Annotated in this window: 24 protein-coding genes; 14 read left to right on the forward strand and 10 right to left on the reverse strand. The window is 67.5% G+C overall.

Features of this window, described 5'->3' with window-relative positions; genetic code table 11:
* Position 1 precedes the first annotated feature (1 nt).
* Together ACN9MV_RS10690 and ACN9MV_RS10695 are read left to right on the forward strand one after the other, a co-directional pair.
* The gene (locus ACN9MV_RS10690; RefSeq protein WP_093078768.1) at positions 2-526 is read left to right on the forward strand and encodes a thermonuclease family protein; all 525 of its coding nucleotides are present in this window, start codon (positions 2-4) and stop codon (positions 524-526) included.
* Positions 527-609: 83 nt separating this feature from the next.
* A complete protein-coding gene (locus ACN9MV_RS10695) occupies positions 610-2520 on the forward strand; it encodes a PhoX family protein (RefSeq protein ID WP_426392132.1) in 1911 nt (636 codons plus the stop codon).
* 24 nt (positions 2521-2544) lie between these two features.
* On the opposite strand, the gene ACN9MV_RS10700 is transcribed toward ACN9MV_RS10695, so the two are convergent.
* Together ACN9MV_RS10700 and ACN9MV_RS10705 are read right to left on the reverse strand one after the other, a co-directional pair.
* Positions 2545-2793, reverse strand: a complete 249-nt coding sequence (locus tag ACN9MV_RS10700) for a hypothetical protein (RefSeq protein ID WP_097199583.1) — start codon at positions 2791-2793, stop codon at positions 2545-2547.
* An 18-nt stretch (positions 2794-2811) separates the two neighbouring features.
* Complete coding sequence (locus ACN9MV_RS10705; RefSeq protein WP_093058314.1) at positions 2812-4158, reverse strand: NAD(P)/FAD-dependent oxidoreductase; 1347 nt, start codon at positions 4156-4158, stop codon at positions 2812-2814.
* Positions 4159-4315: 157 nt separating this feature from the next.
* On the opposite strand from ACN9MV_RS10705, the gene egtB reads away from it, so the two are divergent.
* From egtB to ACN9MV_RS10730, 5 genes are all read left to right on the forward strand, one after another.
* Complete coding sequence (gene egtB, locus ACN9MV_RS10710; RefSeq protein ID WP_426392134.1) at positions 4316-5572, forward strand: ergothioneine biosynthesis protein EgtB; 1257 nt, start codon at positions 4316-4318, stop codon at positions 5570-5572.
* Between the two features lie 113 nt (positions 5573-5685).
* Positions 5686-6582, forward strand: a complete 897-nt coding sequence (gene egtD / locus ACN9MV_RS10715) for an L-histidine N(alpha)-methyltransferase (protein WP_256329591.1) — start codon at positions 5686-5688, stop codon at positions 6580-6582.
* A gap of 694 nt (positions 6583-7276) precedes the next feature.
* Positions 7277-7561, forward strand: coding sequence for a DUF427 domain-containing protein (locus tag ACN9MV_RS10720; RefSeq protein ID WP_426392135.1), 285 nt, complete (start codon positions 7277-7279; stop codon positions 7559-7561).
* Positions 7558-8313, forward strand: a complete 756-nt coding sequence (locus ACN9MV_RS10725) for a 2OG-Fe dioxygenase family protein (RefSeq protein ID WP_426392137.1) — start codon at positions 7558-7560, stop codon at positions 8311-8313. Before ACN9MV_RS10720 ends, ACN9MV_RS10725 begins: the two co-directional genes overlap by 4 nt.
* A 128-nt stretch (positions 8314-8441) precedes the next feature.
* Positions 8442-8882: a universal stress protein gene (locus tag ACN9MV_RS10730; protein ID WP_007833935.1), complete on the forward strand. Its 441-nt coding sequence runs from the start codon at positions 8442-8444 to the stop codon at positions 8880-8882.
* 8 nt (positions 8883-8890) lie between these two features.
* Here the strand turns inward: ACN9MV_RS10730 and ACN9MV_RS10735 are convergent, their stop codons facing one another.
* The gene (locus ACN9MV_RS10735) at positions 8891-9553 is read right to left on the reverse strand and encodes an RluA family pseudouridine synthase (RefSeq protein ID WP_426392139.1); all 663 of its coding nucleotides are present in this window, start codon (positions 9551-9553) and stop codon (positions 8891-8893) included.
* Positions 9554-9723: 170 nt separating this feature from the next.
* On the opposite strand from ACN9MV_RS10735, the gene ACN9MV_RS10740 reads away from it, so the two are divergent.
* Positions 9724-10929: an MFS transporter gene (locus ACN9MV_RS10740; RefSeq protein WP_426392141.1), complete on the forward strand. Its 1206-nt coding sequence runs from the start codon at positions 9724-9726 to the stop codon at positions 10927-10929.
* Here the strand turns inward: ACN9MV_RS10740 and ACN9MV_RS10745 are convergent.
* From ACN9MV_RS10745 to ACN9MV_RS10755, 3 genes are read right to left on the reverse strand one after another with little or no spacing between them, the layout of a single operon-like run.
* Positions 10926-11213, reverse strand: a complete 288-nt coding sequence (locus tag ACN9MV_RS10745; RefSeq protein WP_093059109.1) for a 2Fe-2S iron-sulfur cluster-binding protein — start codon at positions 11211-11213, stop codon at positions 10926-10928. The genes ACN9MV_RS10740 and ACN9MV_RS10745 overlap by 4 nt on opposite strands.
* Positions 11210-11521, reverse strand: a complete 312-nt coding sequence (locus ACN9MV_RS10750) for a VF530 family DNA-binding protein (RefSeq protein WP_426392143.1) — start codon at positions 11519-11521, stop codon at positions 11210-11212. Before ACN9MV_RS10750 ends, ACN9MV_RS10745 begins: the two co-directional genes overlap by 4 nt.
* Positions 11518-11667, reverse strand: coding sequence for a hypothetical protein (locus ACN9MV_RS10755; RefSeq protein ID WP_013542593.1), 150 nt, complete (start codon positions 11665-11667; stop codon positions 11518-11520). Before ACN9MV_RS10755 ends, ACN9MV_RS10750 begins: the two co-directional genes overlap by 4 nt.
* Before the next feature lie 87 nt (positions 11668-11754).
* On the opposite strand from ACN9MV_RS10755, the gene ACN9MV_RS10760 reads away from it, so the two are divergent.
* From ACN9MV_RS10760 to ACN9MV_RS10770, 3 genes are all read left to right on the forward strand, one after another.
* The gene (locus ACN9MV_RS10760; protein ID WP_093059111.1) at positions 11755-12273 is read left to right on the forward strand and encodes a GNAT family N-acetyltransferase; all 519 of its coding nucleotides are present in this window, start codon (positions 11755-11757) and stop codon (positions 12271-12273) included.
* 1 nt (position 12274) lies between these two features.
* A complete protein-coding gene (locus ACN9MV_RS10765) occupies positions 12275-12958 on the forward strand; it encodes a PepSY-associated TM helix domain-containing protein (RefSeq protein WP_093177831.1) in 684 nt (227 codons plus the stop codon).
* A gap of 75 nt (positions 12959-13033) precedes the next feature.
* A complete protein-coding gene (locus ACN9MV_RS10770) occupies positions 13034-13942 on the forward strand; it encodes a DUF808 domain-containing protein (RefSeq protein ID WP_093078757.1) in 909 nt (302 codons plus the stop codon).
* A gap of 35 nt (positions 13943-13977) precedes the next feature.
* Here ACN9MV_RS10770 and ACN9MV_RS10775 read toward each other — a convergent pair whose 3' ends face one another.
* Positions 13978-14190, reverse strand: a complete 213-nt coding sequence (locus ACN9MV_RS10775) for a hypothetical protein (RefSeq protein ID WP_307617226.1) — start codon at positions 14188-14190, stop codon at positions 13978-13980.
* A 36-nt stretch (positions 14191-14226) separates the two neighbouring features.
* Positions 14227-15423, reverse strand: a complete 1197-nt coding sequence (locus ACN9MV_RS10780) for a YncE family protein (RefSeq protein ID WP_426392145.1) — start codon at positions 15421-15423, stop codon at positions 14227-14229.
* Between the two features lie 105 nt (positions 15424-15528).
* On the opposite strand from ACN9MV_RS10780, the gene ACN9MV_RS10785 reads away from it, so the two are divergent.
* The 3 genes from ACN9MV_RS10785 (at position 15529) to ACN9MV_RS10795 (ending at position 17118) form a co-directional block, all read left to right on the forward strand.
* Positions 15529-15801, forward strand: a complete 273-nt coding sequence (locus ACN9MV_RS10785) for a DUF2164 domain-containing protein (protein ID WP_426392146.1) — start codon at positions 15529-15531, stop codon at positions 15799-15801.
* Positions 15802-15864: 63 nt separating this feature from the next.
* Positions 15865-16287: a hypothetical protein gene (locus ACN9MV_RS10790; protein WP_093078907.1), complete on the forward strand. Its 423-nt coding sequence runs from the start codon at positions 15865-15867 to the stop codon at positions 16285-16287.
* Positions 16288-16320: 33 nt separating this feature from the next.
* Positions 16321-17118: an enoyl-CoA hydratase/isomerase family protein gene (locus ACN9MV_RS10795; protein ID WP_093059119.1), complete on the forward strand. Its 798-nt coding sequence runs from the start codon at positions 16321-16323 to the stop codon at positions 17116-17118.
* A 4-nt stretch (positions 17119-17122) separates the two neighbouring features.
* Here ACN9MV_RS10795 and ACN9MV_RS10800 read toward each other — a convergent pair whose 3' ends face one another.
* Together ACN9MV_RS10800 and ACN9MV_RS10805 are read right to left on the reverse strand one after the other, a co-directional pair.
* Positions 17123-18229, reverse strand: coding sequence for a M14 family metallopeptidase (locus ACN9MV_RS10800; protein WP_426392148.1), 1107 nt, complete (start codon positions 18227-18229; stop codon positions 17123-17125).
* Between the two features lie 40 nt (positions 18230-18269).
* Complete coding sequence (locus ACN9MV_RS10805) at positions 18270-19604, reverse strand: MFS transporter (RefSeq protein WP_093177819.1); 1335 nt, start codon at positions 19602-19604, stop codon at positions 18270-18272.
* Positions 19605-19616 lie beyond the last annotated feature (12 nt).

The following is a 19616-nucleotide window of genomic DNA, read 5'->3' on the forward strand; positions in this document are numbered from 1 at the left end:
CATGCATTCACGCGCGCTGCTGCTTTCCTGCCTTCTTGCCTTTTCTCCCTTCCTGAGCCAAGCCGCTCCCCGCACCTGCCTCGTCGTGGGCATCAGCGACGGCGACACGCTCACCGCCCGCTGCGGCCGCATCGGCGCCTACGAGCGCGTGAAGGTGCGCATCGCCGCCATCGACGCGCCCGAAAAAGCCCAGCCCTACGGCCAGCGCAGCAAGCAGGCGCTGAGCAACATCTGCTTTCGCGAGCAGGCGCTCATCACCGAGATCGACACCGACCGCTATGGCCGCACGGTGGCCGACGTGCGCTGCAACGGCGAGGACGCCGGCAGCCGCATGGTGTCCGAAGGCTGGGCCTGGGTGTACGACTACAACCACCTGGCCACCAAACGCGGCGGCGGGCTGTTCAAGCTGCAGGACAGCGCGCGTGCCCGGCACGCCGGCCTGTGGGCCGACTCGAAGCCCACGCCGCCCTGGGACTGGCGCAAGCGCCAGCGCGGCGAGCAGCCGCATTGGGGCGGCTTCTTCTGAGTTCCTGTTACAGGCCCGTGTCATGCGGAATTCACGAGGCGGCGACACTATGCCCGGCTCCGTAACCCCACGACGACAAGAGCATGGCCAAAGACTTCGCCCGCATGGAGGACTCCAACCCGTCCGCCAACCCCACGATCCACGAAGTGTCCGACCCGAAGCGTCGCATGCTCGTGCAAGGCGGCCTCGCTGCCGCGATTGCCGGGCTGTTCGGCCCGCTGGCCGGGTGTGCGGCAACAGGCGGCTCGGCGGGTTCGCTGGGCCGTGCCATCGGTTTCAAGAGCGTGCCGATGGCTGCCGTCGACACCGTGGTCGTGCCCGAGGGCTACAGCACCCAGGTGCTCTATCGCTGGGGCGACGCCACCGGCATCGCGGGCGCCATGCCCGCCTTCAAGACCGACGGCTCCAACACCGCTGAAGAGCAGGCACTGCAGGCCGGCATGCACCATGACGGCATGGCCTTCTTTCCGATCGATGGCTCCAATCGCGGCCTGCTGGTGCTGAACCACGAATACGTCGACGACGGCCTGCTGCACACCGACGGCATGAAGACCTGGACGCCCGAGAAGGTGCGCAAGTCGATGAATGCGCACGGCGTGTCGGTCATCGAGCTGCAGCGCGACGGCGGCAAGTGGACGCAGCTTGCACCCTCGCGCTTCGCGCGCCGCATCACCGCCCTGACGCCGATGACGCTCACCGGCCCCGCAGCCGGCCACGCCATGCTGCGCACCGCCGCCGACCCGTCGGGCACGCAGGTGCTGGGTACCTTCAACAACTGCTCGAACGGCCACACGCCGTGGGGCACGTACCTGACCTGCGAAGAAAACTTCGCCGACTACTTCGAAGGCACCGACACGCCCGACGCCCACCAGAAGCGCTGGGGCATCAGGAAGGGCAATGGCGCGAAGTACCGCTGGCACGAGCATGAAGCGCGCTTCGACGTGTCGAAGAATCCGAACGAATCGAACCGCTACGGCTGGGTGGTCGAGATCGATCCGCAAGACCCCACCTCGACGCCGCGCAAGCGCACCGCGCTCGGTCGCGCCGCCCACGAAGGCGCCGCCACCGCGCTCACCAACGACGGCCGCGCCGTCATCTACATGGGCGAAGACTCGCGCTTCGAATACATCTACAAGTTCGTGAGCCGCGACAGCGTCAAGCCCGGCGGCGCCGCGGCCAACCGCGACCTGCTCGACCACGGCACGCTGTACGTCGGCCGCTTCGACGTGGACGGCACCGGCGAATGGCTGCCGTTGGTGCAGGGAAAGAACGGCCTGGTGGCCGACAAGGGCTTCACCACGCAAGGCGACGTGCTCATCAAGGCACGCCAGGCCAGCGACCTGCTGGGCGCCACCAAGATGGACCGCCCCGAGTGGACCACCGTAGACCCGCTCACCAAGGAGGTCTACTGCACGCTGACCAACAACAGCAACCGCGGCGGCGCCGGCCAGCCCTTCATGGACGCGGCCAATCCGCGCTCCAACAACACGATGGGCCAGATCATCCGCTGGAAGGAAACCGGCGACCTCGACGCGACCAAGTTCGCCTGGAACCACCTCGTGCTCGCGGGTGACCCGAAGCAGACGCGCTATGAAGCACAGGGCAACATCAAGGGCGACACCTTCGGCAGCCCCGACGGCCTGATGGTCGATGCGCGCGGCGTGCTGTGGATCGAGACCGACGTGTCGACTTCCACGCTGGGCAAGGGCGAGTACAGCAACCTGCCCAACAACCAGATGCTGGCCTGCGACCCGACCAAGGGCGAAATCCGCCGCTTCCTGCTCGGCCCGGCCGGCTGCGAGATCACCGGGCTCACGGCCACGCCAGATTTGCGCACGCTGTTCATCAACATCCAGCACCCGGGCGAGCCGGCCAACGAGCGCAGCGACCCGGATCGTCCGCTCGCCGTGTCGAAGTGGCCCGACGGCGGGGGCCGTCCGCGCTCGGCAACCATCGCCATCACCAAGAACGACGGCGGCGTGATCGGGACCTGATGGGGAAGGGTGGGTTGGCGGTGCTCAGCAGGAGCCGCCGACCCAGCAGCGCAGCGAGGGCACGAACAAGCCCACGACGAAGGTGATAGCGCAGAAGACCAGCAGGATCAGCGCCGCCATGCGCAACCCCTCGGCGCTCCAGCGCGGCGCGAAGTTGCTGACAAGGCCCGAGGCGAAACTGCCTTCGAGCCGTTCGGCACCGCCCCAGCGCAGCACCCAGAGGCAGAAGAGCGCTTCGGCGGCATGCACCGCGATCCACAAGGCCAGCGACATTTCGCGTGATCTCCTTGTTCAGGACTCGCTCTTGCCCTGCACGTCTGCCACCACGCGCGCATTGCGCTGGAAGCTCCAGTAGGCACCAGCCCAGTCCATCATCACGACGATGCGGTTGCGAAAGCCGATCAGGAAATACGCGTGCGCGAACAGCCAGAACAGCCACGCGAGCCGGCCACTGAAGCGCAGCGGGCCGAAGGGCGTACCCAGGTCGACCACCGCCGAATTGCGGCCGATGGTCGCGAGGTTGCCGTAGTCCGCATAGCGGAAGGGCACCGTGGGCTGGCCCGCAATGCGGCGCAGGATGTTGGCGGCCGCTGCGCGCCCCATCTGCTTGGCGCCGGGCGACACGCCGGGCACGGGCTTGGGCGGCTTGCCGGGCGCATGGCTCATGGCGGCCGCGAGGTCGCCGACCACGCTGATCTCGGGATGGCCCGCCAGGCTCAGGTCGGGCTCGACCTTGATGCGGCCCGCGCGGTCGCATTCGACGCCGGTGGCCGTGCCCAGCATGCGGCCCAGCGGCGAGGCTGCGACACCCGCCGCCCACACCACGCAGCTGCTATCGATTCGGTAGCTGGCGACCGGTGCACCGTCTGCGCCGCCGCCGGTCTGCACTTCGAGCCCGGTGGCATCGATGGACGTCACGCGCGCGTTGAGCCGCACTTCGACGCCCAGTTTCTCCAGCTGTTCGAGCGCCTTCTGGCTCAGCGACTCGGGCATGGCCTGCAGCACGCGCGGGCCGCCTTCGACCAGCAGCACCTGCGCGCTGGCGGGGTCGATGTGGCGGAACTCGCCCGACAGCGTGTGCTTGGCGATCTCGGCCAGCGTTCCGGCCATCTCGACGCCCGTGGGGCCGGCGCCGATCACCACGAAGGTGAGCAGGGCGCGGCGGCGCTCCAGGTCGGCCGCGACCTCGGCGCTCTCGAACGACAGCAGCACGCGGCGACGGATCTCGAAGGCATCGGCCAGCGTCTTCAGGCCCGGGGCCATGGGCGCCCATTCGTCGTGCCCGAAATAGCTGTGCGTGGCACCGGCCGCGACGATCAGGTGGTCGTACGGCACGCGGTCCCCATTGGCCAGTTGCACCGATCGCGTGGCCGGATCGATGCCGCCCACCTCGCCCAGCAGCGTCGTGATGTTCGGCTGCTTGCGGAACAGCGCGCGCACCGGCGCCGCGATCGACGGCGCGGCGAGCCCGGCGGTTGCCACCTGGTACAGCAGCGGCTGGAACAGGTGGTGGTTGGTCTTGTCGATCACCGTCACGTCCACGTCGGCGCTCTGCAGCTTGCGTGCCGCTTCGAGTCCGCCGAATCCGCAGCCGACGATGACGACTTTGGGCCTGCCCGAGGGGTTGGTCGTTTGCATCGCACGGATGATACGCAGCCGCCTGCAAGGCCTCGAATCTTGTGCCACAGTGGCTGCCCTTTGCCGAAGTGCCGGCGGCAGGGCGGCGGCGTTTTGTCCTACGCGCCGCCGCAGCCCGGATGGGCTAAAACTTGCGGCTGACCCGACTGGAGACCCCATGACGCTTTCCCGGCCGATCACACAGGCGGCGAGCACACTGCGCGACAGGTTTCGCGAGGTGCGCGCCACGAGCCTGGCGCTTGCCGCTCCGCTTTCCGCCGAAGACCAGTGCATCCAGTCGATGCCCGACGCGAGCCCGACCAAGTGGCACCTCGCGCACACCACGTGGTTCTTCGAGACCGTGCTGCTGCAGCCGCATTCCGGCGGCTACCAGCCCTTCGACGCGCGTTTTCATTACCTCTTCAACTCGTACTACGAGGCGCTCGGGCCGCGGCATCCGAGGCCGCAGCGCGGTCTGCTGACACGGCCTTCGGTAGACGAGGTGCATGCCTACCGCCGGCACGTTGACGAGGCCGTGGTCGCGCTGCTCGAGGAGGGCGGGCTCGACTGGGCCACCATCGAGCCCATCGTCACGCTCGGGCTGAACCACGAGCAGCAGCACCAGGAACTGCTGCTCACCGACATCCTGCACGCACTGTCGTGCAACCCGCTGCTGCCCGCCTACAAGCCCGCGAGCGGGCCCGCGCTGCGGCTGGCTGCCGTGCCGCCCGCCGTGCGCTGGATCGAGCAAGCCGGCGGCGTACTTGAAGTGGGGTTCGCGGGGCCGGGCTTTTCCTTCGACAACGAGACGCCGCGCCACAAGGCCCTGCTGCAGCCCTATGCGATTGCCGACCGGCTGGTGAACTGCGGCGACTACGCGCAGTTCATCGCGGACGGTGGCTATCAACGGGCCGAGCTCTGGCTGTCCGATGGCTGGGCCGCCGTGCAGGCGAACGGTTGGAGGCATCCGGCGTACTGGCTCGAGCCGGACGATCCACGCCTTGGCCTTGGCGCACAGCAACAGCAGGGCAACGCAGGCTGGCAAGTGTTCGGCCTGCACGGCGTGCGGCCGATGGAGGCCGATGCACCCGTATCGCAGCTCAGTTTCTATGAAGCCGCCGCGTACGCCGAATGGGCCGGCGCGCGACTGCCGACCGAATTCGAATGGGAAGCCGCGTTCGACGCACCCGGCATCTCGCAGATGACGGGGCATGTCTGGCAGTGGACGCGTTCGTCGTACGACCCGTATCCCGGCTTCCGTCCGATGCCCGGCATCGCGGCCGAATACAACGGCAAGTTCATGGTGGGGCAGCTGGTGTTGCGCGGCGGCAGCGTGGCCACGCCGGCAGGGCACACGCGGCCCAGCTATCGCAACTTCTTTCCGCCGGCGGCGCGCTGGCAGTTCTCGGGGCTGCGGCTCGCGAAAGACCTTTGATCATGCGCAATCCAACTTCTTCCTCGTCGCTGTCGTTCGCGCCTGCTGCGAAGCCGCGTGCTTCTTCTTCTTCTTCCACGGCCGCGACGCCGTTGTCCGAGTTCGGGCGGGAGATGCAGGCAGGACTTGCGCGGTCGCCACGCAGCATCTCGCCGAAGTTTTTCTACGACGCGGCGGGGTCGCAGCTGTTCGACCGCATCTGCGAGCTGCCGGAGTACTACCCGACGCGCACCGAGCTGCGCATTCTTGGCGAATGCGCCGGGGAGATCGCCGAACAGATCGGGCCGAACGCGGAGATCGTGGAGTTCGGGGCCGGGTCGCTCACGAAGGTGCGGCTGCTGCTCGATGCGCTGCAGGCGCCGAAGCGCTATCTCCCCATCGATATCTCAGGGGAGCACCTGGAGGCTGCGGCCGAGCGGTTGAAAGCGGACTATCCGAAGCTGGTGGTGCAGCCCATTGCTGCGGACTACACGATGCCTCTGGTGCTGCCTGCGCCTATGGCTGGTTCGGGGCGGCGAGTCGGGTTTTTTCCGGGGTCGACGATCGGGAACTTCGAGCCTGAGGAGGCGCTGGCGTTTTTGCAGCTGGCTGCGCGGATGTTGCGTGGGGGTGGGCTGCTGATTGGCGTGGATCTGGTGAAGGATCCGGGGCGCTTGCATGCGGCCTACAACGATGCGCAAGGGGTTACGGGGGAGTTCAATCTCAATCTGCTGCGTCGGGCGAATGCCGAGCTGGATGCGGACTTCGATGTCGATGGGTTTGCGCATGCGGCGTTCTACAACGCGCCTCGGCAGCGGATCGAGATGCATCTTGTTAGCCGGCGGGCTCAGAGCGTTTCGTTGAATGGGGAACGGTTTGGGTTTGAGGAGGGCGAGACTATTCATACCGAGTACTCGCATAAGTTCACTGTTGAAGGGCTTCGGGCTTTGGCTGCTCGGGCTGGGTTTCGGCCTGCTGCGGTTTGGACGGATCCTGAGAAGCTCTTTAGCGTTCACTGGTTGGCTGCCTAGTTTTTGTTCCGGGGCCGGGACTCGCCCCGGCGGGCGACCTACTTTTCTTTGCTTCGCCAAAGAAAAGTAGGCAAAAGAAAGGCGACCCCACTGTCTGCGACCCCTTCGCTGTGCGAAGGGGCAACCTGCGGTGCTCGCGTTTCGCGGGGTCTCGCCCAAACTCGCTTCGCTCAGACAAGGGCGAGCCCTGATCCGCGAAACGCTGCGCTCCTCGGCGCAGCCAGAGGGGGTTGGGAACCACACGGGCCTTTGCTTCGCTCGGCCATGAGGCCACCGCAGGCGCGCAGCGCCTGCGGTGGTTGGTATTGGATGTTTGGCCGAGCGCAGCGATGGCCTGCTCGAAATCCCTTCTGGCTGCGCCGAGGAGCGCAGACGTAGACGGGATCAGGGCCGCAGCTGTTTGAGCGAAGCGAGTTCTGCGGACCCCCGTCTACGTCGAGCACCGCAGGTTGCCCGTAGCGAAGCGAAGGGACGCAGACAGCAGGGTCGCCTTTTCTTTGCTTACTTTCTTTTGGCGAAGCAAAAGAAAGTGAGTCGGCCGCCGGGCCGAGACCCGGCCCCAGAAAACAAACCCCCCAACAGGGTAGATACAGCAGCGAAGAAAGCGGCAGTGCCAAGCAACGGCACAATACCCAAGCCCCGTGCGGCAGCGCAACGGCCAGCGCCCGCAACCCTCCCCCTGGAGACCAAGACCATGAAAGCAACCTGGAACGGCGTCACCATCGCCGAAAGCGACGACACCGTGCTCGTCGAAGGCAACCACTATTTCCCGATGAGTTCGCTCAATCGCGACGCAGTCACCTTCAGCAACCACAAGACCACCTGCCCCTGGAAGGGCACCGCAAGCTACTACTCGCTGCTGGTCAACGGCGAACTCAACACCGACGCCGCCTGGTACTACGCCAACCCGAAGCCCGAAGCCGAAGAGATCCGCGACCGCGTCGCGTTCTGGAAGGACGTGAAGGTCAGCGCGCAGTGACCACGGCCGCCTTCACTCCCCCGTTCATCGCCTCGGCCGAGCTGCCTGCCGCATTGCGCGATCAAGGCTATGCAGTGCTCAGTCCGCAGGGCGTCAGCGAATGGCTCGGCGTTCCGCTCGCGCAGCTGAATGCGCTGCACGCGGACTGGAACGATCTCCCACCCGACGAATACCTGAAGGACGGCGGCCGCTACCGCACGCGGCGCCATGCCTGCTTCACCGTCGAAGCCGACGACCATGCCACGCTGGCACAGGTGCCGCATCGCGCGCACTGGCAGCCGGTCGAATACAACGCCCTGCACGGGGGCATGCAGCGCTGGTTCGCGCCTATGCTCGAGGCCACCGTGGCGCAACCCGTGTGGCAGCGGCTGCTGCAGCAGCTCGGCAAGGCCAGCAGCGACATGCGTGGTGCGCCGCAGCGCTGGTACGTGGAAGCGCACCAGTTCCGCATCGACACCGCCGGCGGCATCGGCCGCCCGACGCCCGAGGGCGCGCACCGCGATGGTGTGGACCTCGTGGCCGTGGCACTGGTCGGCCGGCACGGTATCAAGGGTGGCGAGACGCGCGTGTTCGAAGCCAACGGCCGCCGCGGCGAGCGCTTCACCATGACCGAGCCTTGGACCCTGCTGGTGCTCGACGATGCGCGCGTGATCCACGAATCGACGCCGATCCAGCCGCTGGAAGAGGGCGGCGAAGGCTGGCGCGACACGCTCGTGATCACCTGCCGCGCCAAGGGTTTCCAGGGGGACTGAAGCCGCACGGCGGCGCTGTGCGCCGTCGCTGGCACGAGTCCTACAGTCCGTCCGCGGAACAGCGGTTAAATTCGGGGCCCGGCTCCATGTGGGCCGTGTCTGTCTGCGAACGAAAGCGAGGTCCCGCCATGTTCAATCACATCCTGGTTCCGATCGACGGCTCCGAAACTTCCATGCTCGCCGTCAGCAAGGCCAGCGGCCTCGCGCTGGCTTTCGGTAGCCGCATCACGCTCATTCACGTGATCGACAACTACCCCTTCATCGGCGTGGGCGCGGACTATGCGCTCGGCCAGAACGAATACCTCGCAGCGGCCACGGCCAGCGCCAACGCGGCGCTCGCACGCGGCGTGGCTGCCCTGGCGGCCGAAGGCCTGCACAGCGACCAGCGCGTGATCGACGGCCACGTGGTGCACGAAGGCATCGTCGATACGGCCATCGCCATCGCGGCCGACCTGATCGTGATGGGCTCGCACGGCCGCAGCGGCATCGAAAAACTGCTGCTAGGCAGCGTGACGCAGCGCGTGCTGCAGGACGCCAACATGCCCGTGCTGGTCGTCAAGGGAGGCTGACTGATTGGTCAGGAAACGACGGCGAAATCGGGCGGCCGTTTGAAGTAAAGCTCCTGCTGCGTCACTGGGTGCACGAACCCCAGCTCGCTCGCATGCAACAGCAGCCGTGGCGCGCGTGCCTGCAGGGCGGCATCACCGTATAGCGCATCGCCAAGAATCGGATGCCCGATCGACAGCAGGTGCACGCGCAGCTGATGCGAACGGCCGGTCAGTGGCTCCAGCAGCACATGGGTCGCGGCAGGCTCGCCAGGCAGCAATGAAATCGCCTTCCATCGCGTGACGCTGGGCTTGCCCGCCGGGTCGGTCTTCTGCAGCGGCCTGCGCGGCCAGTCGGCCATCAGCGGTGCGTCGATCAGCGACCAGTCTTCCAGCACCGGCATCGCGCCATCGACGATGGCTTCATAGCGCTTGTGTACCCGGCGCTCGGCAAAGGCCGCGCTCAGCGCACGCTGCATTTCGATGCCGCGTGCCATCACCACCAGCCCGCTCGTGGCCATGTCGAGCCGGTGCACGATCAGCGCGTCGGGCCACTGCCGCACGGCGCGTGCGCTCAGGCAGTCCTGCTTGTCCTCGCCACGGCCGGGCACGCAGAGCAGGCCGGCGGGCTTGTCGAGCACCAGCAGGTGCGGGTCTTCGTGAACGGGTTGCAGGAGCGGCGGCGCGGTCGTCATGGATGCCGCAGAGTGTAGAGAGCGCGATGGTGGCCCGCTCCCGCGTTCCCGGCCCCTCATGCCCCGCTCATCCGGCCTCGGCTATCCTTGAGCGGATGTCCGGCCCCGCCCCAGCCTCCGTTTCCTCTTCTCCCCCCAGCTTTTCCGACCTGACGCGCGAACGCCCGTTCATGCAGATGTGGACGGCGCGCCTGTTCGGCACCGCCGCCTCGCAGATGTTGCTGGTGGCCATCGGCTGGCACATGTACGAGCTCACCAGCAGCGCCTGGGACCTGGGCCTCGTCGGCCTCTACCAGTTCGTGCCCGCGCTGCTGCTGGCGCTGCTGGCTGGCCACGTCGTCGACCGCCACCACCGCGGGCGCATCGTGGCGGCCTGTTTCGCGGTACAGGGGCTGGTGGCGCTCGTGCTGCTGCTGGCGGTGCTGGAAAAGCACGACTCGCGCGGCCTGCTGCTGGGCCTGTCCCTGGTGCTGGGCGCCGTGCGGGCCTTCCAGATGCCGGCGCAGCAGGCGCTGACGCCGCTGCTGGTGCCGCCCAGCATGCTGTCGCGCGCGATGGCCTTCAGCTCGGCGGGCATGCAGGGCGCGATCATCGGCGGGCCGGCCCTCGGCGGGCTGCTGTTCGTGGCGGGCATGGCGGTGGTCTACGGCGCCAGCGTGGCCTTCTTTGTCGTCGCCTGCGCGCTGGTGCTGCGGCTTCGCTATGCCTACACGCCGGCCGCGCGCGAGCCGGTGACGCTGGCCACCGTGTTCGCGGGCGTCGATTTCATCTGGAAGCGCAAGCCCGTGCTCGGCGCGGTCTCGCTCGATCTGTTCGCGGTGCTGCTGGGCGGCGCGGTGGCGCTGCTGCCGATTTACGCCAAGGACATCCTGCACACCGGGCCCTGGGGGCTCGGCCTGCTGCGCGGCGCGCCGGCGGTGGGGGCGCTGGTGATGTCGATCCTGCTCACGCGCCGGCCGGTCGAGCGCCGCGTGGGGCGCACGCTGCTGCTGGCCATCGGGCTCTTCGGGCTGTGCATGGTGGTGTTCGGCATTTCGAAGAGCTTTGTCGTCTCGCTGATCGCGCTGGCGGTCTCGGGCGGCGCCGACATGGTCAACGTGGTGATCCGCCAGACGCTGGTGCAGCTCGAAACGCCCGATGCCATGCGCGGGCGGGTGAGTGCGGTCAATTCGATTTTCATCGGCGCGAGCAACCAGCTCGGCGAGTTCGAGTCGGGCGCCACGGCGGCGCTGCTGGGGCCGGTCGGCTCGGTGGTGGTGGGCGGCGTGGGGACGATGCTGGTCGCGCTGACCTGGTTCAGGCTGTTCCCGTCGCTGGCCCAGCGGGACCGGCTGGTGGTGGCGGCGCCTTCGGTCAGGCCGCTGGTCAAGTCCTAGTCTGCGAACAGGGCGCGCGCGCCGGGCGCGTCGAGCGTGATGTCACCCAGCGCCTGCGCCACGCAGGGCAGGATCCAGCCCTCGGCTTTTTCCTCGGCGCTCAGGCCGGGCCATTCGATGATGTGACGGGTTTCGCCGGACAGCCGCTGGCAGATGCAGGTGCGGCAGGTGCCGTTGCGGCACGAGCTCGGCAGCTCGATGCCGGCGGCCTCGGCGGCTTTCAGGAGCGTGGTGCCGGCGTCGGTCTCGAAGTCGAGGCCCGAGGGCTCGAGTCGGACCTTCATGGCTGCGGCGGCTGGCTTTGCTGCTGTTGCTGCTGCTCGCGGCGTTGCTCGCGCAGCATGAAGAGGTAAAGGCTCTCGACCTTCTCGCGCGCCCACGGCGTCTTGCGCAGGAACTTGAGGCTCGAGCTCACGCTCGGGTCGAGCGTGAAGCAACGGATGGCAACGAGCTCGCTCAGGTGCTCCCACCCGTAGTAATCGACCAGCGCGGTAACGATGGCCTCCAGCGTGACCCCATGCAGCGGGTTGCGCGGCTGGGCCTTTGCGGCCGCAGGGGCCGCTGGGGCAGGTGCTGGAGCGTCGTTCGTCACTTGTTCTTGAGCTTGCCGCGGGGAATGACCGCCGTCGTGATCGTGCGAACGGGCTCGATGCCGCCAGTGCCCACAGGCTTGGGCGGCGAGGTGTCCTTCTTCGGTTTCTTCGCTTCCTTGGTGCTGCGTTGCTGACTCTTGGCCATGTCGATTTCTCCTGTTGTTACGACGGATGCGGCAAGCAGTTTAGCGGTGCGGCGACAATACGCGGTTCCATTGATTTCCCCGCATTCATGTCAGATTACGAAGTTCGCCCCGCCACCCTGCGCGACGCCAAGGCCGTCGCCGAAATCCATTCCCTCGCCGCCAAGGCCGCCTACGAAGGCATCCTTCCCGAGGAAGAGCTGCGCGCCCTGGCCCCGGCCACCCGCGAAGCCAAGTGGCGCGAAGCCATCGAATACAGCGAGCCGCAGGTGCGTGTGGCCGTGCTGGGCAGCGAAATCGTCGGCTTCGTCGGCTTCGACCGTTCGCGCGACCCCAAGACCCCGCCCACCACCGGCGAAATCTGGGCCATCTACGTCAAGCCCGAGCACTGGGACAAGGGCGTGGGCGTGGCCCTCTGGGACGCCGCGCGCGAAGGCCTGGAAGAAGAGGGCTGCACCACGGTCACCATCTGGGTGCCGATCCGCAACGACCGCGCCATGCGCTTCCACGAACTCGCGGGTTTCAAGCGCGAGATGAAGACCGCCAAGACCACCGCCTTCGGCACCGTGCGCGTCGAGGAAATCCGCCTGAAGCGCGACGTTTCCTGACATGGACTCCGGCAGCACCGCCCTCGGCCACGCTGCGCGCGTGCGCGCGCACCAGCGCCGCACGACCGCCGTGCAGTGGATCCGCCGCACCCACGGCTGGTTCGGCCTCTGGGGCGCGGTGCTGGGGCTGCTGTTCGGTTTCAGCGGCATCTGGCTCAACCACCGAGACGTGCTGAAGCTGCCGCAGGCCCAGGAGCGCACGCGCGCCCAGCTGGTACTGCCCGACCCTGCGCCGGAAACGCCCGAGGCCATGAGCCAGTGGCTGCAGGGTGCGCTGCGCATGAGCGGCCCGCCCAACTCTCGCCGCATCGAGCCCGCCAAGCCCGTCGCCTGGGCCGACAAGAGCGACAAGAGCGCCCCCGTGCTCACGCAGCCCGCGCGCTGGGTGTTCAACTTCGGCGGCCCCAACGAGATCGTGCAGGTCGAGTACTGGCAGGGCAACCGCTCGGTCGGCGTCACCACCACGCACAACGGCTTTGTCGCCACGCTCACCAGCATGCACAAGGGTGGCGGCATGCCACTGCCGTGGATCCTGCTGGTCGACACGCTGGCCGGCAGCCTGATCTTCCTGTCGATGTCGGGCATGGCGCTGTGGATGCTCACGCACCGCCGCCGCCGCGTGGGGCTGGCGCTGTTCGGCGCGTCGCTCGCCGCGGTGCTGGCCATTGCGCTCAGCGCTCTGTGATTCGTACGGTTATTGCAAGGGCGGTTGGCGGCAGCGGATAAGCTCGCCGCTTCTTTTTCAGCCCGAATCTTGCCCATGGCCACCAGCCTGCTCCTGCTGCTCGACGACATCGCGACCGTTCTCGACGACGTGTCGATCCTCACCAAAGTGGCCGCCAAGAAGACGGCCGGCGTACTGGGCGACGACCTTGCCCTCAATGCGCAGCAGGTGTCCGGCGTCAAGGCCGATCGCGAGATCCCGGTGGTGTGGGCCGTGTGCAAGGGCTCGTTCGTCAACAAGGCCATCCTCGTGCCAGCGGCGCTGGCCATCGGCACCTGGCTGCCCTGGCTGGTGACGCCGCTGCTGATGGTCGGCGGCGCTTTTCTCTGCTTCGAAGGCGCCGAGAAACTCGCGCACAAGTTCCTGCACAAGAAGGAGCACGACGCCGACACCGAGCGCCACGAGAAGGCCGTGGCCGACGAATCGGTCGATGTGGTTGCCATGGAGAAGGACAAGATCAAGGGCGCCGTGCGCACCGACTTCATCCTCTCGGCCGAAATCATCGCCATCACGCTGGGCACCGTGCAGGGCCAGCCTTTCACGACGCAGCTGAGCGTGCTGGTCGGCATCGCGCTGATCATGACCATCGGCGTGTACGGCCTCGTGGCCGGCATCGTGAAGCTCGACGACGCGGGCCTCTACCTGAGCCAGCGCGCCAGCGCAGGCGCGCGGGCCCTGGGCCGCGGCATCCTGGCCACGGCGCCATGGCTCATGAAGGCGCTGTCGGTGGCCGGCACGGCCGCGATGTTCCTCGTGGGCGGCGGCATCCTGGTGCACGGCGTGCCGGCGCTGGGGCATGCGGTCGAGGGCTGGGCCGCGGCCACCGGCGGTGTGTTCGGTACGCTGGGCTCGATGGGCGTGAATGCCGGCGTGGGCATCGTGGCCGGCGCCATCGTGCTGGTCGTGGTGGAGCTGGTTGGAAAGTTGCGCGGCAAGAAGGCCTGAGCCTGTTGCTGAAACCCGCCGCAAGGCGGGTTTTTTTATTGGCGCGTCTTGCCGCGCTTCACCAGCTCGACCACGATCAGCGCCACGCCCAGCACCAGCGCGAACCAGCCGACCAGGTAGGCGCCCGCGACCATCTCGAACCAGCGCGTGCCCTGGAGAAAGCGCGGCCCCAGCAGAACGGCGGCGCCGATCACGAGGCAGAGGATGCCGCGTTCGAGCGTGCGGAGTTGTCGTTTGGGTTGCGCCATGGATTCTTCGTCCGGGTTCGGGGGAGGGTGGATCGATCAGTGCGTCATTGTCCCGCGCATCGCGGCCGGGTGGCCCTGCAGCTGGAACGACTTGCCCGTAGGCACCAGCGTGTCGCCATCGAGCCGCAGGATCGTGATGTCCTGGTCGATGAAGTTGCCCACGTAGAGGTACTTGCCATCTGCGCTCCACACCGCGCCTTCGGGCAGGCCGCGCACCACCACCTCGTTGGCGCGCGTGACCTTCTTGCCGTCGATCTTCAGCAGCACCACAGAGCCGTTGCGGTTGTAGAAGTAGGCGCTCTTCGACGAGTTGCTGCCGCGCAGGATCACAGCCACCGCGTGCCTGCCGGTCGGGCTCACGGCCAGGCCTTCGGGGCCGTCGCCGACCACCACCTTGTCGACCACGCGCGGCGGCGTGGCCTCGAGGTCGATCACGCTCACGGTATCGACCTGGCCGTCGGACGCGCCCGAGTTGCCGTTGTCGGCCGTGAGCGCGAGCTTGCCGTCTGGCGTCACGTCGACGTTGTAGGGCCACAGGCCCGCCGCGAGGTCGACCTTGTTGTAGCTGACCTTCTCTCCGTTCACGTCGAGCAGCGCGATCTTGTGGCTCGGAAACTTGGCCGCCAATGCGCGCTTGCCGTCGGGCGTGAAGCGCACGTGCGCCACCGAATCGCCCATGGCCACGGTGTCGATCAGCGTCACCTTCTTGCCCGAGATGCGCAGCACGCTCACCGAGTTGTCGGCGCGGTTGGCCACCAGCGCGAGGTCGCCCGTGCGGTTGATCGACAGGCCCGAGGGCTGCCTACCGACCTGCAGGGTGTCGAGCAGCTTGGGCGGCGTGGTCGTCAGGTCGATCACGAAGAGGCGGTTGTCGGGCACCTGCTTGCGTGCGCCGTTCTCCTCGACCACGTTGAGCGAGTTGGCGACCAGCGCCAGCGTTTCGCCGGGCGTGATCGCGAGGTTGGTCGGCGGGCCGGCGATGGTGTTGTCCAGCTGCAGCGTGCCGACCACCTTGGGCGCCAGCGGGTCGGTGCCGATGTCGAGCACCTGCACGGTGTCGCGCCCCATCGGGCCGAGGCTCACGACGCCGGCGTCGTTCCACGACTGCTTCTCGTCGTTGGCGACCAGCATCAGCTGGCGCTGCGGCACGGTGGGGGTCAGGTTCGTGCAGCCGGGGAGAGAGGCAAGGGCTGCCAGAGCCAGGGCCGCGAGTACGGCGGGGCGGAACTGCATGGTGTGTGTCTCCGGTGTAGTTGTGTGCGCGCATGGTAGCGGCAGCTTCGTCGCCAGGCCCCGTGCCCCGGCACAATCGATCGACCCAACCCCCGAGACCCCGCCATGACCATCGAGATACCGAAGGAAGCGCGCCAGCAGGCCATCACGTCCATCGAACGCTATTTCCGCGAGAACATGGAAGAGCCGATCGGCAACATCGCGGCGGGGGCGCTGCTCGGCTTCTTCCTGGAAGAGATCGGCCCGCTGGTCTACAACAAGGCCGTGGCCGAGGTGCAGGAGCGCCTGCAGTCGCGCATTTCGGAGATCGACCTCGAGGTGCACGAGGACGAATTCCAGTACTGGCGCAAGTTCGACAAGCAGAAGAAGGGCAAGTAGGTGTGGCGCGGGCGCACCGCGGCAATTTCAAAAGTGCTTCAAAACGTTGCAGAATTCGAAGCCATGCACCTTCCACGCACGCCCCTTCGCCCCTCGCTTTCTCCCGTCCTGCGCATCCTGGCTGCCTTGCCATTGGTCGTCGCCGCATCGATGGCCACCGCGCAGCAGGACCCGTCCGGCTTCCCGCTGGATTCGGTCGGCTATCTGAACGAGGAACTGCCCCGCATGGAAGCCGCCATCGCCGCCAAGGACCGCAGCTTCTTCCATGGCGCGATGATCCGCACGGTGCAGTTCTCCGAACGCTGGGGCTTCAAGGTCAAGGCCAACCCCGATCTGGCGGCCTACCCGATGTGCACGTCGGCGGTCATGGACTACGTGGTCGTCGGCATGTGCAAGCTCACGCCGTCTGACGAGTGCGAGCCCGGACTGGCCTCGCGTTTCGACACCAACGTGCAGCGCTGCCGCGAAGTGGCCGCAAAAAAATAGACGGCAGACAAGCCACAGAAAGAGACACCCGCCATGGACTACACCCGCTACCAGACCCTCGCCATCGCGCGCCGTGGTGCGAATGGCGCGGTGCTCGACATCCAGATGCGGGCGGCCAACGGCAAGCTGCCCACGGCGGGCCATGACGGCCACCGAGAACTCGCCGAGATCTGGCGCGACGTGTCCGCCGACGACACGGTGCGCTGCGCCGTGCTGCGGGGCGAAGGCCAGGGCTTCTCGGGCGGCGGCGATCTCGCGATGGTGCAGGACATGACCACCGACGACGCGGTGCGCCAGCGCGTGTGGCGCGAGGCGCGCGACCTCGTCTACAACATCATCAACTGCGACAAGCCCATCGTCAGCGCCATGCACGGCCCGGCCGTGGGCGCGGGGCTGGTGGCGGGGCTGCTGGCCGACATCTCCATCGCCACGAAGAACGCGAAGATCGTCGATGGCCACACGCGACTGGGCGTGGCTGCGGGCGACCACGCGGCCATTGTCTGGCCGCTGTTGTGCGGCATGGCCAAGGCCAAGTACCACCTGCTGCTGTGCGAGCCGGTGAGCGGCGAGGAGGCCGAGCGCATCGGCCTCGTGTCGCTCGCGGTGGAAGAGGCCGACCTGCTGCCGCGTGCCTACGAAGTGGCCGACCGGCTGGCGGCCGGCAGCCAGAGCGCCATTCGCCTCACCAAGTACGCGCTGAACAACTGGCTGCGCCAGGCCGGCCCGACCTTCGACGCCTCGCTGGCGCTCGAATTCATGGGCTTTGCGGGCGCCGACGTGCGTGAGGGCATTGCCTCGCTGCGCGAACGGCGCGCGCCGAACTTCAGCTGATCGATCAGGCCTTGCGAAGGCCCTGCAGCGTCTGCAGCAGCACGACGCGGGTCTGCCCGAGGATCATTCCCTTCCACTCCTCGTTGTCGCAGTAGAACGCGTCGCGCAGTTCTGCGCGGATCTCGCGCTTCTGCGCTTCCGGTGCCTCGGGGTGGCGGCGCAGCCAGGTGTCGGCGCGCAGGCGGGTCAGCACTTCAAGGTCGGGCAACGTACCGAACTCCAGGCCCATCGGCGCGATCTTCGCGTTCGGGCATTCGTCGTACGCGGTCGAGATCACCGGGCCCGACACGTCGGCCGAGGCCGAGTCGCCCGCGAACGGTGCGAACACGTCCGCGCCCCACCATGCATGGGCCAGCGCGAGATCTTCGGGCGTGTTGCGGCCCGGGTAGATCTTCTCGCCATGGCCGTAGGGGCCGAGACCGGTGTGCACGTCGATCCAGCCGATGTGGGTGGCCGATGCAGCGTACTTGCGCAGGATCTTGCGGATGGTTCCGTTGCTCCACGAGGGCGCAGTGCCGCCGTAGAACAGGCCGTCGGGCGAGGTGTACTGGCCCTTGGTCACCGCCGCGCGGAAGGCGGTCATGCCGTGCTGCTGGACGTAGGCGGCCACGGCCGCTTCGTCGGCGGGTGTCGGTGGCCAGGTCGCGGGCAGCACCAGCGGTTCGACATCCGCGTACTCGGCGTTCACCGGCAGGGGCGCATTGAAGTCGATGTGGTTGCGGTTCAGGTCGATGTTGTCTTCGTTCGTGCGGTGCAGGTGCGAAAAGCCATGCGGGTTGACCGCATGCACCAGTAGCAGCGCGACTCCGGCCTTCTCCAGCCGCGAGAGCAGGTCGGCATCGTTGAGCGTGGCGATCTGCGTGCCCGAGCCGCAGAAGCCTTCAGGGCCGTGCGTGCCCGAGGTCACGAGCAGCAGCTTCTTCGCGTCGATCGCGCCGATCAGCGCGACGTCGGTGGCGAGCTCTTCGCCGAGCGCGCCGCGGTGCGCTTCGAGCACGAACGACTCGACGGCCGCGCCGCGCTGCGCTGCGGCCTCGAGAAACTTGGCGCGGGCTTCGGCATACGTGCCCGAGAAATAACGCGTGGCGGCGGAGCGTTGTGTTGTTGGCATGAGGTGGGGACTCCTGTGCGTGGAATGGTGAGGAAAGTCGTCAGGCCGTTGCGTGGGCGCCCGCGGCATCGATGTCGCGGCCCGTATGGTCGCGCAGCCAGAGCAGGCCGATCAGCGAAACCACCGTCATCGCCACAAGGTACCAGGCCGGCGCGAGCTTGCTGCCCGTGGCGTTGAGCAGCCAGGTGCTGATGAAGGGCGCGAAGCCGCCGAACAGCGCCACGCCCACGCTGTACACCAGCGACATGCCGCTGGCGCGCACCGCCTTCGGAAACATCTCCGGCAGCATCGTGATGCCGGGCACCGTCTGCACCACCAGGCCGAAGCTGAACACGCCGAGCACGACGAACAGCACCGTCGGCGTGGGCGAGGCGTTGAGCCACAGGAAGCCCGGGTAGATCAGGATCGCCAGTGCGATGCGGCTCCAGACGATGAGCGGCTTGCGGCCCACCACGTCCGACAGCTTGCCGACGAAGGGCGCGAAGGCGAACGAGATCAGCCCGGTGAGCGCGGCGCCGAACAGCGCCACCGACGGCGTGAAGCCGAGCTCGCGCACGGCGTACGTCGGCATGTAGAACGTGACGACATATGCAGCCGTGGTGCCGCCCACCAGCGAAAGAATCGCGGCCAGCACCGTCTTGCCGTGCTGCGTGCAGACGATCTTCAGGCTGCTCTCGCGCGGCGCGGCGGCTTCTTCCGGCGAGATGTGCAGCGACTCTTCGAGATGGCGGCGGATGTACATGCCCACCGGCGCGATCAGCATGCCGATGATGAAGGGCACGCGCCAGCCCCAGCTCTGCATCGATTCCGTCGACAGCGTGAAGGTCAGCAGGCCCACCACGACAGCGCCGAGCATCACGCCCAGGCCCTGGCTCGCGAACTGCCAGCTCGCCATGTAGCCGCGGTTGGACGGCGTGGCGTGCTCGACCAGCAGCGTGGTCGATGCACCCACTTCGCCGCCGGCCGAGAAGCCCTGGATGAGCCGCGCCAGCACGATGACGACCGGCGCCGCCACGCCGATGGCCGCGTACGTGGGCGTGAAGGCAATCAGCGCGCAGCCCAGCGCCATCAGGAAAATGGTGAGCGTCATGGCCTTCTTGCGGCCCGCGCGGTCGGCATACGCGCCGATCACGATGCCGCCCAGCGGCCGCATGATGAAGCCCACGCCGAAGCTCGCCACCGTCAGCAGCAGCTGTCCGTACGAATTGAAGGTCGGGAAGAACAGCTTGCCGATCACCAGCGCCAGAAAGCCGTAGACGGTGAAGTCGAAGAACTCCAGCCCGTTGCCGATGGTGGTGGCCACGATGGTCTGGCGCCTGCGTGCGGGGCGAGCGGGGGACGAGGACGGCGCGGGCTGCTTGCTTGGGTTGCTCATGGCTCTCCAGTG

The organism is Variovorax sp. R-27, assembly GCF_049913215.1.
Classification (GTDB): domain Bacteria; phylum Pseudomonadota; class Gammaproteobacteria; order Burkholderiales; family Burkholderiaceae_C; genus Variovorax.